12 protein-coding genes are annotated in these 13,656 nt (G+C 73.9%); 10 read left to right on the top strand and 2 right to left on the bottom strand.

Annotation, left to right across the window (positions count from 1 at the left end; translation table 11 throughout):
* Positions 1-41 precede the first annotated feature (41 nt).
* The 3 genes from C3489_RS39935 to C3489_RS03295 are packed head-to-tail and all read left to right on the top strand — an operon-like array spanning position 42 to position 2,661.
* Positions 42-698 carry a DUF5819 family protein gene (locus C3489_RS39935; protein WP_146075268.1) on the top strand — a complete coding sequence of 219 codons (657 nt, stop codon included), beginning with the start codon at positions 42-44 and terminating at the stop codon, positions 696-698.
* Positions 695-1,909 (top strand): HTTM domain-containing protein, encoded by a 1,215-nt coding sequence (locus C3489_RS03300; RefSeq protein WP_103779645.1) that lies wholly within the window; start codon positions 695-697, stop codon positions 1,907-1,909. The genes C3489_RS39935 and C3489_RS03300 overlap by 4 nt, the downstream gene beginning before the upstream one ends.
* The gene (locus C3489_RS03295) at positions 1,906-2,661 is read left to right on the top strand and encodes an RNA methyltransferase (RefSeq protein ID WP_103779643.1); all 756 of its coding nucleotides are present in this window, start codon (positions 1,906-1,908) and stop codon (positions 2,659-2,661) included. Before C3489_RS03300 ends, C3489_RS03295 begins: the two co-directional genes overlap by 4 nt.
* Positions 2,662-2,681: 20 nt before the next feature.
* Here C3489_RS03295 and paaN read toward each other — a convergent pair whose 3' ends face one another.
* Positions 2,682-4,373, bottom strand: coding sequence for a phenylacetic acid degradation protein PaaN (gene paaN, locus C3489_RS03290; protein WP_103779641.1), 1,692 nt, complete (start codon positions 4,371-4,373; stop codon positions 2,682-2,684).
* A gap of 160 nt (positions 4,374-4,533) precedes the next feature.
* On the opposite strand from paaN, the gene C3489_RS03285 reads away from it, so the two are divergent.
* On the top strand, positions 4,534-6,048 hold the full coding sequence (locus C3489_RS03285) for a 3-hydroxyacyl-CoA dehydrogenase (protein WP_103779639.1): 1,515 nt from the start codon (positions 4,534-4,536) through the stop codon (positions 6,046-6,048).
* Positions 6,045-6,635, top strand: a complete 591-nt coding sequence (locus C3489_RS03280; protein ID WP_103779637.1) for a TetR/AcrR family transcriptional regulator — start codon at positions 6,045-6,047, stop codon at positions 6,633-6,635. Before C3489_RS03285 ends, C3489_RS03280 begins: the two co-directional genes overlap by 4 nt.
* Before the next feature lie 169 nt (positions 6,636-6,804).
* On the opposite strand, the gene C3489_RS03275 is transcribed toward C3489_RS03280, so the two are convergent.
* Positions 6,805-7,341, bottom strand: coding sequence for an Lrp/AsnC family transcriptional regulator (locus C3489_RS03275; protein WP_374936714.1), 537 nt, complete (start codon positions 7,339-7,341; stop codon positions 6,805-6,807).
* Between the two features lie 172 nt (positions 7,342-7,513).
* Between C3489_RS03275 and pdhA the strand changes: the two genes are divergently transcribed.
* The 5 genes from pdhA to C3489_RS03250 all read left to right on the top strand — a co-directional run bounded on the left by pdhA (position 7,514) and on the right by C3489_RS03250 (position 13,592).
* Positions 7,514-8,659, top strand: a complete 1,146-nt coding sequence (gene pdhA / locus C3489_RS03270) for a pyruvate dehydrogenase (acetyl-transferring) E1 component subunit alpha (RefSeq protein ID WP_103779633.1) — start codon at positions 7,514-7,516, stop codon at positions 8,657-8,659.
* Positions 8,659-9,663 carry an alpha-ketoacid dehydrogenase subunit beta gene (locus tag C3489_RS03265; protein WP_103779631.1) on the top strand — a complete coding sequence of 335 codons (1,005 nt, stop codon included), beginning with the start codon at positions 8,659-8,661 and terminating at the stop codon, positions 9,661-9,663. Before pdhA ends, C3489_RS03265 begins: the two co-directional genes overlap by 1 nt.
* Positions 9,663-11,150: a dihydrolipoamide acetyltransferase family protein gene (locus C3489_RS03260; RefSeq protein WP_103779629.1), complete on the top strand. Its 1,488-nt coding sequence runs from the start codon at positions 9,663-9,665 to the stop codon at positions 11,148-11,150. Before C3489_RS03265 ends, C3489_RS03260 begins: the two co-directional genes overlap by 1 nt.
* Positions 11,151-11,277: 127 nt before the next feature.
* Positions 11,278-12,195 (top strand): NTP transferase domain-containing protein, encoded by a 918-nt coding sequence (locus C3489_RS03255; RefSeq protein WP_103779627.1) that lies wholly within the window; start codon positions 11,278-11,280, stop codon positions 12,193-12,195.
* Complete coding sequence (locus C3489_RS03250; protein ID WP_103779625.1) at positions 12,192-13,592, top strand: molybdopterin molybdotransferase MoeA; 1,401 nt, start codon at positions 12,192-12,194, stop codon at positions 13,590-13,592. The genes C3489_RS03255 and C3489_RS03250 overlap by 4 nt, the downstream gene beginning before the upstream one ends.
* Positions 13,593-13,656 lie beyond the last annotated feature (64 nt).

Raw genomic sequence — 13,656 nt, 5'->3', positions numbered from 1 at the left:
CGTCTTCTGAGCCCGCCTCCCCCGCCGACGCCGTGCCGCCCGTGCCCCCACGTACCGGTGTCGCCGCGCTCTCCCCCCGCTACCAGGTCGGTGCCGCGCTGGCGCTGGCGGTCGTCGCGGTGGCGGTGTGCGTGCACCTGGGCATGGTGTTCCTGCACGTCGCGCCCGCCAACACGGTCAGCCGCGAGCACGGCACAGCGGTCGACGAATGGGTCTACCCGGAGTTCGAGCAGAACTGGAAGCTGTTCGCCCCGAACCCGCTGCAGCAGAACATCGCCGTCGAGGCCCGCGCCGAGATCAGGACCGCGGGCGGCGAGGTGCGCACCACCGCCTGGTACGGGCTGTCCGCGCAGGACGGCCGGGACATCGAGGGCAACCCGCTGCCCAGCCACACCCAGCAGAACGAGCTGCGCCGCGCCTGGGACTTCTTCACCGCGTCCCACACCGCGGACAACCGCCCGCTGGGTCTGCGCGGCACGCTCGCCGAGACGTATCTGCGCCGCATCGGGGAGCTGCGGCTGGACCGCGCCGGCGTGATCGGTGACGGCGGCACGCTCGAACGCGTCCAGTTCCGCTCCCGCACCACCGCGGTGCCCGCGCCGCGCTGGAGCAGGGAGCAGGTCTCGCTGAAGCCGATGTTCCGGGTGCTGCCGTGGTGGACCGTGGAGCAGGACGACAACCACGGAGGTACCCGGTGAACCGCTTCGCCCTGACGGTCTCCCGTGGGATCGCCCGTGTCACCGAGGCCGCCCTCGGCCCCTACCAGACCGCCGTCGTCCGGATCGGCTTCGCCACCACCTGGCTGCTGTTCCTGCTGCGGGAGTTCCCGCACCGCGCGGAGCTGTACGGGCCCGACGGCCCGTGGAGCTGGGACCTGGCCCAGCAGCTGATCGGCGCCAACGGTGCCTTCTCGGTGCTGATGTGGTCCGACAGCCGGGTGTGGTTCGAGATCGTCTACGCGCTCGCCGTGGTCGCCTCCGCGCTGCTGGCCCTGGGCTGGCGCACCCGGACCATGTCCGTCCTGTTCATGGTCGGTGTGCTGTCGCTGCAGAACCGCAGTGTCTTCATGGGCGACGGCGGCGACAACGTCCTGCACCTGATGGCGATCTACCTCGTGTTCACGCGCTGCGGCCAGGTGTGGTCGCTGGACGCGCGGCGGGCGCGACGGGCCGAGGGCGCACACGCGCGTGGCGAGCGGGTGCCGGACCGGGTGGGGCCCGCGCTGTGGGCGGTGCTCGGTCTGGTACTGATCGCGGCGAGTGCGGGCGGCCGCTTCGACGCGCAGGAGTGGCTGATACCGGCCCTGCTGTGGGCCGTATGGCTGTCGCAGGGCCTGTGGTGGCTCGTGGGGCGGCGCGCACACGGCGCGGACCCGCGCGTCCTGCTCGACGTGATCGGCAACCTGGTGCACAACGGGGCCCTGTTGGTGATCATGGCCGAGGCGTGTCTGATCTACGCCACGGCCGGCTGGTACAAGATCCAGGGCTCGCGCTGGCAGGACGGCACCGCCGTCTACTACCCGCTGCACCTGGACTACTTCACCCCCTGGCCGGGCCTCGCCGACCTGATGTCCTCCAGCGGCACGATGATGCTGATCGTGACCTACGGGACCGTGATCGTGCAGGTCGCCTTCCCGTTCACCCTGTTCAACCGGCGGGTGAAGAACGTCCTGCTGGCCGCCATGATGACCGAGCACGCCGTGATCGCCGTCGTGCTCGGGCTGCCGTTCTTCTCGCTGGCGATGATCGTCGCGGACTCGGTGTTCCTGCCGACGTCCTTCCTGCGCCGTCTCGGGGACGCGGCCGCACGCGCGCGTGGACGGCTGTCTCCCGGCGGCGGGCGGGCCGAGCTGCCGGGTCAGCGCGTCCCGGAGACCGCCGAGCGGTCGCACGTAGGCTCTACGGCATGACCGACCCCTTGGCCGCCTGGCGGCGCCTCGCCGGCTCCGCGGTGCTGCTCGACGGCTTCCACGCCCTCAAGCACGCCGTGCGTTTCGGCGCCGAGGTCCCGGTGGCGGTCACCGCTGACCGGGGCGCCGCGCTCGCTCTCGCCGACGAGCTGGCCCCGGACGTGCGGCCGGCGCTGGAGGAGCTGCTGAGCGAGGTGCCCGAGGCGACGTACGCCTCGCTGGTGCCGCGCCCGCACCCCACCGCCGTGGCCGCCCTCGCCGTGCGGCCCTCCCGCGAGGCGCAGCTGAGCGCGCTGGCCCGCATGCCCCGCCCGGCGCCCGTGGTGGTCCTCGACAACCCGCGCAACCTGGGCAACGCCGGCGCCGTGATCCGGCTGGCCGCCGGGTTCGGGGCGACCGGTGTGGTCACCACCGGCACCCTCGACCCCTGGCATCCCACGGTCGTGCGCGGCGGAGCGGGGCTGCACTTCGCGACCGCCGTGGAGCGGCTGGACGTGGCGGAGCTGCCGCCGGGCCCGGTGTTCGCGCTGGACCCCGAGGGCGAGGACCTCAGAGGCGTGAAGCTGCCCGACGACGCCGTCCTCGCCTTCGGTTCCGAGCGCAGTGGGCTGTCCCCGGCCCTGCGCGCGCGTGCCGACCAGCTGCTGGCGCTGCCGATGCGCCCCCAGGTCTCCAGCTACAACCTGGCCACCAGCGTGGCCATGACGCTGTACCACTGGAGCGCCACCGGGACCGGGGGCGCACCCCGCTAGGGGCACGCCCCCGGCCAGGGCTACGCCTGCCGGCGCACCTCGACGACCCGGAAGCGGTTCGCCACGAACGCCCCGTCGGTCAGCGCGGCGTTCGCCGCCGGGTTGCCGCCCGAGCCGTGGAAGTCGGAGAAGGCGGCCGTCTGGTTCACGTACACCCCGCCGGTGAGGTTGAACGACAGCTGGGCGGCCTCCTCCAGGCAGACCTCCTGGATCTGCTGCTCGACCTCGCTGTCGGTGGTGTACGCGCCGACCGTCATCGCGCCCTTCTCGCGGACCGTGCGCCGCAGCAGCTCGACCGCGTCCGCGGCGGAGTCCACGGCGACGGCGAAGGCCACCGGACCGAAGCACTCGCTCATGTAGGCGGCCTCGTCGTCGGGCTTGGCGCCGTCCAGCTTGACGATCACCGGGGTGCGCACGACCGCGCCCGGGAACTCGGGGTTGGCGACCTCGCGGGAGGCGAGCGCGACCTCGCCGAGACCGGCCGCGGCCTCCAGTCGGGCCTTGACGTCCGGGTTCACGATCGCGCCGAGCAGGGCGTTGGCGCGGGCGTCGTCGCCGAGCAGGCCGTCGACCGCGCGGGCCAGGTCGGCGACCACCTCGTCGTACGACTTCGGGCCGGCGTCGGTGCGGATGCCCTCGCGCGGGATTAGCAGGTTCTGCGGGGTGGTGCACATCTGGCCGCTGTACAGCGACAGCGAGAACGCCAGGTTGGACAGCATTCCCTTGTAGTCGTCGGTCGACTCCACGATCACCGTGTTGACGCCGGCCTTCTCGGTGTAGACCTGCGCCTGGCGGGCGTTGGCCTCCAGCCAGTCGCCGAAGGACGTCGAGCCGGTGTAGTCGATGATCCGGATCTCCGGGCGGGTGGCGAGGGTCTTGGCGATGCCCTCGCCGGGCCGCTCGGCGGCCAGCGCCACCAGGTTCGCGTCGAAGCCGGCCTCGGCGAGGACCTGGCGTGCGACCTGCACGGTGAGCGCGAGCGGCAGCACCGCGCGCGGGTGCGGCTTGACCAGCACGGCGTTGCCGGTGGCCAGGGAGGCGAACAGGCCCGGGTAGCCGTTCCAGGTCGGGAAGGTGTTGCAGCCGATGACCAGGGCGATGCCGCGCGGGACCGGCGTGAACTGCTTGGTGAGCTCCAGCGGGTCGCGCTTGCCCTGCGGCTTGCTCCACTCGGCCGTGCCGGGCGTGCGGACCTGCTCCGCGTACGCGTACGCCACCGCCTCCAGGCCGCGGTCCTGCGCGTGCGGGCCGCCCGCCTGGAAGGCCATCATGAACGCCTGGCCGGAGGTGTGCATGACCGCGTGCGCGAACTCGTGCGTGCGGTCGCTGATCCGCTTGAGGATCTCCAGGCAGACCACGGCCCGCGTCTCGGCGCCGGCGTCCCGCCACGCCCGCTGTCCGGCCTTCATCGCGGGCAGCAGCACGTCCGCGTCCGCGTGCGGGTACGTCACGCCGAGCTCGATGCCGTACGGGGAGACCTCGCCGCCGACCCAGTCGTCGGTGCCGGGCTGGTCCAGGTCGAGACGGGTGCCCAGCAGGGCGTCGAAGGCGGCCTTGCCGGCCGCCATGTCCAGGCTGCCGTGCTCGCCGTAGGCCTTGGGGTGCTCGGGGTGCGGAGACCAGTACGCGCGTGTGCGGATCGCCTCAAGCGCCTGGTCGAGAGTGGGCCGGTGCCTGGCGATCAGGTCGTGCGCGGTCAGTTCGGCGGCCATGCGGGACCAACTCCTCGTCTCAAGAACTCTTCGTCGAGTTCATGACCTGGGCGAAACCATGGGCGGGAACAGCAGGACAGAGTTAGAGTAACCGAACGATCGGTCGGGACAAGGGGGCCTGCCGCATCTGTGGAAAACCCCGTGCGGGAGGATCGCGCACATGACAGCACTCGACCTCAGCAGCCCCGTGGCCGTCGTCGGCACCGGCACCATGGGCCAGGGCATCGCCCAGGTCGCGCTGGTCGCCGGCCATCCGGTGCGGCTGTACGACGCCGCGCCCGGACGCGCCCGTGAAGCGGCCGAAGCGATCGGCGCCCGCCTCGACCGGCTCGTCGAGAAGGACCGGCTCACCGCCGCCGCCCGCGACGCGGCCCGCGCCCGGCTCATGCCCGCCGACACCCTCGACGACCTCGCCGACTGCGCGCTCGTCGTCGAGGCGGTCCTGGAGCGGCTGGACGTCAAACAGGAGCTGTTCGGCCGGCTGGAGGACATCGTCGGCGAGGACTGCCTGCTCGCCACCAACACTTCCTCGCTCTCCGTCACCGCGATCGGCGGCGCCCTGCGCCGGCCCGGCCGCTTCGTCGGCCTGCACTTCTTCAACCCGGCGCCGCTGCTGCCGCTGGTCGAGGTGGTCTCCGGGTACGCCACCGACGTCACCTCGGCCACGCGCGCGTACGAGACCGCCCGCGCCTGGGGCAAGACGCCGGTGGCCTGCGCGGACACCCCCGGCTTCATCGTCAACCGCATCGCGCGGCCGTTCTACGCCGAGGCGTTCGCCGTCCTGGAGGCCCAGGGCGCGGACCCGGCCACCATCGACGCCGTGCTGCGCGAGTCGGGCGGCTTCAAGATGGGCGCCTTCGAACTGACCGACCTGATCGGGCAGGACGTCAACGAGTCGGTCACCCACTCGGTGTGGCAGTCCTTCTTCCAGGACGTGCGCTTCACCCCGTCCCTCGCCCAGCGGCGCCTGGTCGAGTCCGGCCGGCTGGGCCGCAAGAGCGGCCAGGGCTGGTACGACTACCGGGAGGGCGCCGAGCGGCCCGAACCGCACACCGCCGAGCCGCACAAGGCTCCCGCCCACGTCGTCGCCGAGGGCGACCTGGGCCCGGCACGCGAGCTGCTCGCGCTGATCCGGGAGGCGGGCATCCCGGTGCGCGAGGAGGACGAGGACAACGGCACCCGCCTGGTGCTGCCCAGCGGCGGACAGCTCGTCCTGGCCGACGGCCAGACCTCCGTGGAGTTCAGCGACGTCGTCTACTTCGACCTCGCCCTGGACTACCGCAGGGCCGGCCGCATCGCCCTGTCCGCCTCCCAGGACACCCCCGCCCAGACCCTGAGCGAGGCCATCGGCCTCTTCCAGGCGCTCGGCAAGAAGGTCAGCGTCATCGGCGACGTCCCCGGCATGATCGTCGCCCGTACGGTCGCCCGGATCGTCGACCTCGCGCACGACGCCGTCGCCAAGGGCGTGGCCACCGAGGAGGACATCGACACCGCCATGCGGCTGGGCGTCAACTACCCCCTCGGTCCCTTCGAGTGGAGCCGCCTGCTGGGCCCCGCCTGGGTGCACGACCTGCTGGAGGAGCTGAACCTGCGCGAGCCGTCGGGACGTCACGCGCCCTCGCTCGCGCTGTACCGCCACGCGCACGCCGCCGACTCGCGGGAGGGCACGCCATGACCACCGCCAAGCGCGACACGTACACCCCTCAGACGCTGCTGTCCGTGGCCGTGCGCGTCTTCAACGAGCGCGGTTACGACGGCACCTCCATGGAGCACCTGTCCAAAGCGGCCGGCATCTCCAAGTCGTCGATCTACCACCACGTCGCCGGCAAGGAGGAACTGCTGCGGCGGGCGGTGAGCCGGGCGCTGGACGGGCTGTTCGCGATCCTCGACGAGGAGCACGCGCGCGTGGGGCGCTCCGCGGACCGGCTGGAGTACGTCGTGCGGCGCATGGTCGAGGTGCTCATAGCCGAACTGCCGTACGTGACGCTGCTGCTGCGGGTGCGCGGGAACACCGGGACCGAGCGGTGGGCGCTGGAGCGGCGCCGGGAGTTCGACCACCGGGTGGCCGAGCTGCTCAAGGCGGCGGCCGCCGACGGGGACGTGCGCGGCGACGTGGAGGTGCGGCTCGCGACCCGGCTGGTCTTCGGGATGATCAACTCCATCGTGGAGTGGTACCGGCCCGACGGCCGCGGCATGGGCGAGCGGGAGGTCGCCGACGCGGTGGTGCTCCTGGTCTTCGGGGGGCTGCGGAAGGCGGACTGACCGCCGAGGGCCCTGAGTACGCGCGCGTGCGGGCGTGAGCAGGCGAACTCACGCCCCCGCCCCGGCGGTGGTGCATGCCCCCCTCGGCGCCTTCGGGGGAGTGTTCCAGTGGTCGGCCGGCCCGCTTCTGCTCTCCTGTGGCCGGGTTCTGACGGCCCGGCAGGCGCACTCAGCCCTGCGGCTCCAGGTCCTCCTCCTCGAACACCAGCAGCGTGCGCGTGCTGAGCACCTCGGGGATCGCCTGCAGCCGGGTGAGCACCAGCTCCCGCAGCGCCCGGTTGTCGGGGGTGTGCACGAGCAGCAGGACGTCGAAGTCGCCGCCCACCAGGGCGATGTGGGAGGCGCCGGGCAGCCTGCGCAACTGCTCGCGCACCGTCCGCCAGGAGTTCTGCACGATCTTCAGCGTGATGTACGCCGAGGTGCCCTGCCCGGCCCGTTCGTGGTCGACCCGGGCGCCGAAACCGCGGATGACGCCGTCCTCGACGAGGCGGTTGATGCGGGCGTAGGCGTTGGCGCGCGAGACATGGACGCGCTCGGCGACCGACCGTATCGAGGCGCGGCCGTCGGCCTGGAGCATCTTGAGGATGTCGTGGTCGATGGCGTCCAGCGGCCGCGCGGGCGGCGGGGCGGCGCCGCCGGCCGGGCCCGCCACGGGCGGCGGGGTCGCCGCGGAGTCCGCGGGATCGGCCATTTGTTCAGATGCCATGTCCCCCCACCTTCCTACCATGGACGTACTGGCTTCATCTCAGGCTGTGCAGAACCGTTTGTCCACAGCCTGAGGGCACCCGTAGCCAAAATGTGCCGACGACCGAACAATCGGTAGGTGAGGCGCATCACTGAGGCTGCGCCTACAGCCGCTCCCACGAGGAGGTGCCGTCATGACGGTCATGGAGCAGCGAGGCGCGTACAAGCCCTCGCCGCCGCCCGCCTGGCAGCCCCGCACGGACCCCGCGCCGCTGCTGCCCGACACCGAGCCCTACCGGGTCCTCGGCACCGAGGCCGCCGCCAAGGCCGACCCCGACCTGCTGCGCCGCCTGTACGCGCACCTGGTGCGCGGCCGCCGCTACAACGCCCAGGCCACCGCCCTCACCAAGCAGGGCCGGCTCGCCGTCTACCCCTCCAGCACCGGGCAGGAGGCGTGCGAGGTCGCCGCCGCGCTCGTGCTGCAGGAACAGGACTGGCTCTTCCCCAGCTACCGCGACACCCTCGCCGCCGTCGCCCGCGGCGTCGACCCGGTCGAGGCGCTGACCCTGCTGCGCGGCGACTGGCACACCGGCTACGACCCCCACGAGCACCGCGTCGCCCCCCTGTGCACCCCGCTGGCCACCCAGCTCCCGCACGCCGTCGGCCTCGCGCACGCCGCCCGCCTCAAGGGCGACGACGTGGTCGCCCTCGCCCTGGTCGGCGACGGCGGCACCAGCGAGGGCGACTTCCACGAGGCGCTGAACTTCGCCGCCGTCTGGCAGGCCCCGGTCGTCTTCCTGGTGCAGAACAACGGCTTCGCCATCTCCGTCCCGCTCGCCAAGCAGACCGCCGCGCCCTCCCTGGCACACAAGGCCGTCGGCTACGGCATGCCCGGCCGCCTCGTCGACGGCAACGACGCGGCCGCCGTGCACGAGGTCCTCAGCGAGGCGGTCCAGCGTGCCCGCACGGGCGGCGGCCCCACCCTCGTCGAGGCGATCACCTACCGCGTCGACGCCCACACCAACGCCGACGACGCCACCCGCTACCGCGGCGAGGGCGAGGTCGAGGCCTGGCGCGCGCACGACCCGATCCAGCTGCTGGAGCACGAGCTGACCGAGCGCGGCCTGATCGACGACGCCGGCATCGAGGCGGCCCGCCAGGACGCCGAGGCACTCGCCGCCGACCTGCGCGAGCGCATGAACCGCGACCCGCGGCTCGACCCGGCCGACCTGTTCGCCCACGTCTTCGCCGAGCCCACGCCGCAACTGCGCGAACAGCAGGCGCTGTTGGAAGCCGAGCTGGCCGCCGAGCAGGGCTTTGGCCAGGAAGGGACGCACTGATGACGACCGTCGCCGTCAAGCCCGCCACCATGGCGCAGGCCCTCACGCGCGCGTTGCGTGACGCGCTGGCGGCCGACCCCGACGTGCACGTCATGGGCGAGGACGTCGGCACCCTCGGCGGAGTCTTCCGCATCACCGACGGCCTGGCCAAGGAGTTCGGCGAGGACCGCTGCACCGACACCCCGCTCGCCGAGGCCGGCATCCTCGGCACCGCCGTCGGCATGGCCATGTACGGCCTGCGCCCGGTCGTCGAGATGCAGTTCGACGCCTTCGCCTACCCGGCGTTCGAGCAGCTGATCAGCCATGTCGCCCGCATGCGCAACCGCACCCGCGGCAGGATGCCCCTGCCGATCACCATCCGCGTGCCCTACGGCGGCGGCATCGGCGGCGTGGAGCACCACAGCGACTCCTCCGAGGCGTACTACATGGCGACTCCGGGGCTCCATGTCGTCACGCCCGCCACCGTCGCCGACGCCTACGGGCTGCTGCGCGCGGCCATCGCCTCCGACGACCCGGTCGTCTTCCTCGAACCCAAGCGGCTGTACTGGTCGAAGGACTCCTGGAACCCCGAGGAGCCGACGCCCGTGGAGCCGATCGGCCGTGCGGTGGTGCGCCGCACCGGCCGCAGCGCCACGCTGATCACCTACGGCCCGTCGGTCCCCGTCTGCCTGGAGGCCGCCGAGGCCGCCCGCGCCGAGGGCTGGGACCTGGAGGTGGTCGACCTGCGCTCGCTGGTGCCGTTCGACGACGAGACGGTCTGCGCGTCGGTGCGGCGCACCGGGCGCGCGGTCGTGGTGCACGAGTCCGGCTCGTTCGGCGGCCCCGGCGGCGAGATCGCGGCCCGGATCACCGAGCGCTGCTTCCACCACCTGGAGGCGCCGGTGCTGCGCGTGGCCGGTTTCGACATCCCCTACCCGCCGCCCATGCTGGAGCGGCACCACCTTCCCGGCGTCGACCGGATCCTGGACGCCGTGGCGCGTCTGCAGTGGGAGGCCGAGGGCTGATGGCACAGGTGCTGGAGTTCAAGCTTCCCGACCTCGGGGAGGGGCTCACCGAGGCGGAGATCGTGCGCTGGCTGGTCCAGGTCGGCGACGTCGTCGCCGTCGACCAGCCCGTCGTCGAGGTCGAGACGGCCAAGGCGATGGTCGAGGTGCCCTGCCCCTACGGCGGTGTGGTCACCGCCCGCTTCGGCGAGGAGGGCCAGGAGCTGCCCGTCGGGGCGCCGCTGCTGACCGTGGCGGTCGGTGCGCCGGCCTCCGGCGGCGGGCCCGGCCACGCGGCCGCCGGATTCTCCGGGCAGGGCACGGCCGAGGGCTCCCCGGCCGGCGCGGGCACCGCGGAGGGGTCGGGGAACGTCCTCGTCGGCTACGGCACCGGAGCGCCTCCGGCACGCCGCCGCCGGGTCCGGCCGAGCGGGCTCACCGGGCGGGGCGGCACGTCCGCGCCGGGCCGGGGGACGCCGGGCGCCGCGGACCGGGCGTCCGGCGCGGCCCGGGTCGAGCCGGGCATGGCCGGATTCCGGGAACCCGGCGTGGTGCAGCCCGACACCTCGCGCGCGGCGGGCCCCGGCGAGGGCCCCGTGCCGGTCATCTCCCCGCTGGTGCGCCGGCTCGCCCGGGAGAACGGCCTGGACCTGCGGGAGCTGCACGGCTCCGGCCCCGACGGGCTGATCCTGCGCGCCGACGTCGAAGGCGCACTGCGCGCCGCACAGACCCGCACCGCACAGCCGGCCACGGCGCCGCACGCACGCCCCACGGCCCCTGCCACGTCCGCCGCGCCCCGCGTCCCCTCCTCTCCCGTCGGCGGCATCCGCACCCCCCTCAAGGGCGTGCGCGGGGCCGTCGCCGACAAGCTGTCCCGCAGCCGCCGGGAGATCCCCGACGCGACCTGCTGGGTGGACGCCGACGCGACCGAGCTGATGCGCGCCCGCGCCGCCATGAACGCCGCCGGCGGACCGAAGATCTCCCTGATCGCCCTGCTGGCCCGCATCTGCACGGCCGCCCTGGCCCGTTTCCCCGAGCTGAACTCCACCGTCGACATGGAGGCCAGGGAGGTCGTCCAGCTCGACCAGGTGCACCTCGGGTTCGCCGCGCAGACCGAGCGCGGACTGGTCGTGCCCGTCGTCCGCGACGCCCACACCCGCGACGCCGAGTCGCTGACCGCGGAGTTCGCCCGGCTGACGGACGCCGCCCGGACCGGGACGCTGACACCGGCCGAACTGACCGGCGGGACCTTCACGTTGAACAACTACGGGGTGTTCGGCGTCGACGGCTCCACACCGATCATCAACCACCCCGAGGCGGCCATGCTCGGCGTCGGCCGCATCGTGCCCAAGCCGTGGGTGCACGAGGGCGAACTGGCCGTCCGCCAGGTCGTCCAGCTCTCGCTCACCTTCGACCACCGGGTGTGCGACGGCGGCACGGCGGGCGGCTTCCTGCGCTACGTCGCCGACTGCGTGGAACAGCCGGCGGTACTGCTGCGCACCCTGTGAGGCGGCGGGCCGGCCTTCCCGGTGGGGGCGCCGGGCGTCCCCGCCGAGGGGTGGCACCCGGCGCGCGCCGTGAGCGCCGCGGCGCTCCCGCGTTCCCTGTGATCGCGGGGGCGCGCATACTCGGGGGGTGACCGCCTACGAGTCCCCCGACCCCGGCGACGGCAGCGCCTACGACGCCGTCGTCCTGGCCGGGGGTGCCGCCCGCCGGCTCGGCGGCGCGGACAAACCCGGGGTACGCGTGGGCGCCCGCGCCCTCCTCGACCGGGTCCTGGCGGCCTGCGCCGGCGCAGGCACCACCGTCGTGGTCGCCGACCCCCGGCCCACCTCCCGGCCCGTCACCTGGGCACGGGAGGAACCACCCGGCGGCGGACCGCTCGCCGCACTCGGCGCCGGACTGCGGCACACCGCCGCCGACCGGGTGCTGCTGCTCTCCGCCGACCTGCCCTTCCTCGACCGGCACACCGTGACCCGCCTGCTGGCCGCGCTGCGCGACACCCCGGCCGACGGCGTGCTGCTCACCGACCCCGACGGCCGTGACCAGCCCCTCGTCGCCGCCTACCGCGCCGACCGCCTGCGCGGCGCCCTCACGCGCCTCCACACCGAGCACGGCGCCCTCACCGGCCTGCCCCTGCGGCGGCTCACCGCCCGCCTCGACCTCACTCGCATCACCGACCCGGTCGCGTCCTTCGACTGCGACACCTGGGACGACATCGCCACCGCCAGAGCACGCATCAGGGAGCATGGGCACGTGTTGGATGAATGGATCTCCACGGTCAAGGACGAGCTGGGCATCGACCTCGACGTCGACACCGGCGTCCTGCTCGACCTCGCCCGTGACGCCGCGCACGGCGTCGCCCGGCCCGCCGCCCCGCTGACCACCTTCCTCGTCGGCTACGCCGCCGCCCGTGCCGGAGGCGGCCCGGAGGCCGTCGCCGACGCCGCCCGCAAGGCCGCCGCCCTGGCCCAGCGCTGGGCCGGCGAAGGCGACGACAAGCCCGACGTGGCCCCCGACGCCACGCCCGACACCCGCCCGGACGCCGGATGACCGCCCGTGGTGTCCGGAACGAGCGGGACGCCGACGACCTCGACGTCGAGGAGGCGCTCGCCCTGGTGAAGGAACCGGCCGGTACGGACTCCCCCGGGACCGGCCGGGGAGAGCGCGGCGACCAGGTGCCCGCTCCCGCCTCCCGGACCGAGCCGCCCGGCCGGCACGGCCGCCCCGACCCGCACGCCCGCCACAGGGCCACCCCCTGGCCCGAGGCCCGGGCCGTCGCCGCCCGTGCCGGACGGCTACGTGACACGCGTGACCGCACGGTCTCCGTCCCCCTGGCCGACGCTCTCGGCCTGGCCCTGGCCGCCCCGCTCACCGCCCTGACCGACCTGCCCTCCTTCGACACCTCCGCGATGGACGGCTGGGCCGTCGCCGGACCGGGCCCGTGGGACGTGCGCGCGACCGGAGCGCTCGCCGGGCACGCCGAACCCGCACCCCTCGCCGACGGCGAGGCCGTGCGCATCGCCACCGGCGCCCGTGTGCCCGCGGACACCACGGCCGTGCTGCGCAGCGAACACGGCCGCACCGACGACAAGGACCGGCTGCACGCCACCCGGGAGATCATCCCCGGCCAGGACATCCGCCCACGGGGCCAGGAGTGCCGCAGCGGGGACCAGCTGCTCCCGGCCGGCGCCCTCGTCACTCCGGCGGTGCTCGGCCTGGCCGCCGCCGCCGGATACGACGCCCTCACCGCCGTACGCCGGCCGCGCGCCGAACTCCTCGTCCTCGGGGACGAACTGCTCACCGAAGGGCTGCCGCACGACGGTCTGATCCGGGACGCCCTCGGCCCGCTGCTGCCGCCGTGGCTGCGCGCACTGGGCGCCGAGGTCACCTCGGTGCGCCGGCTCGGCGACGACGCCGAGGCGCTGTACACGGCCGTCACGACGTCCGAGGCCGACCTGATCGTCACCACCGGCGGAACCGCCGCCGGACCCGTCGACCATGTCCACCCCACGCTGCGCCGGATCGACGCCGAGCTGCTGGTGGACGGTGTCAGGGTGCGCCCCGGGCACCCGATGCTGCTCGCCCGACTCACGGACGGGCGGTACCTCGTCGGACTGCCCGGCAACCCGCTGGCCGCCGTGTCAGGCCTGCTCACGCTCGCCGAGCCGCTGCTGCGGGCGCTCGCGGCCCACCCGGTCCCCGAGCGGTACACGCTGCCGCTGCGGGACCAGGTGCAGGGACATCCGAACGACACACGGCTCGTGCCCGTCGTGCTGCGGGGCGATCAGGCCGTGCCGCTGCACTACAACGGCCCGGCGATGCTGCGCGGCATCGCGGCGGCCGATGCCCTCGCCGTCGTCCCGCCGGGCGGAGCCGATCAGGGGCAGGAGACGGAGATGCTGGACCTGCCGTGGGCGACGGCGGGGATCGGTGTCTGTTTCACGTGAAACATCGCCCATCCGGCCCGTTTCGGAGACTGGCCCGTTTCACGTGAAACATGGCCCAAGGCCC

The sequence above is a fragment of the Streptomyces sp. Ru71 genome, from assembly GCF_002920535.1.
In the GTDB taxonomy this organism is placed as follows: domain Bacteria; phylum Actinomycetota; class Actinomycetes; order Streptomycetales; family Streptomycetaceae; genus Streptomyces.
Note: the sequence above shows the minus strand (reverse complement) of the source record. Positions and strands in the feature narration are given on the sequence as shown.

Bases quoted from the DNA above. Each gene is read 5' to 3' on its own strand.
- C3489_RS03280 (WP_103779637.1), top strand. From the start codon at position 6,045: ATGACCACCGCCAAGCGCGACACGTACACCCCTCAGACGCTGCTGTCC.
- C3489_RS03295 (WP_103779643.1), top strand. From the start codon at position 1,906: ATGACCGACCCCTTGGCCGCCTGGCGGCGCCTCGCCGGCTCCGCGGTG.
- C3489_RS03265 (WP_103779631.1), top strand. From the start codon at position 8,659: ATGACGACCGTCGCCGTCAAGCCCGCCACCATGGCGCAGGCCCTCACG.
- C3489_RS03260 (WP_103779629.1), top strand. From the start codon at position 9,663: ATGGCACAGGTGCTGGAGTTCAAGCTTCCCGACCTCGGGGAGGGGCTC.
- C3489_RS03275 (WP_374936714.1), bottom strand. From the start codon at position 7,341: ATGGCATCTGAACAAATGGCCGATCCCGCGGACTCCGCGGCGACCCCG.
- C3489_RS03285 (WP_103779639.1), top strand. From the start codon at position 4,534: ATGACAGCACTCGACCTCAGCAGCCCCGTGGCCGTCGTCGGCACCGGC.
- C3489_RS03250 (WP_103779625.1), top strand. From the start codon at position 12,192: ATGACCGCCCGTGGTGTCCGGAACGAGCGGGACGCCGACGACCTCGAC.
- pdhA (WP_103779633.1), top strand. From the start codon at position 7,514: ATGACGGTCATGGAGCAGCGAGGCGCGTACAAGCCCTCGCCGCCGCCC.
- paaN (WP_103779641.1), bottom strand. From the start codon at position 4,373: ATGGCCGCCGAACTGACCGCGCACGACCTGATCGCCAGGCACCGGCCC.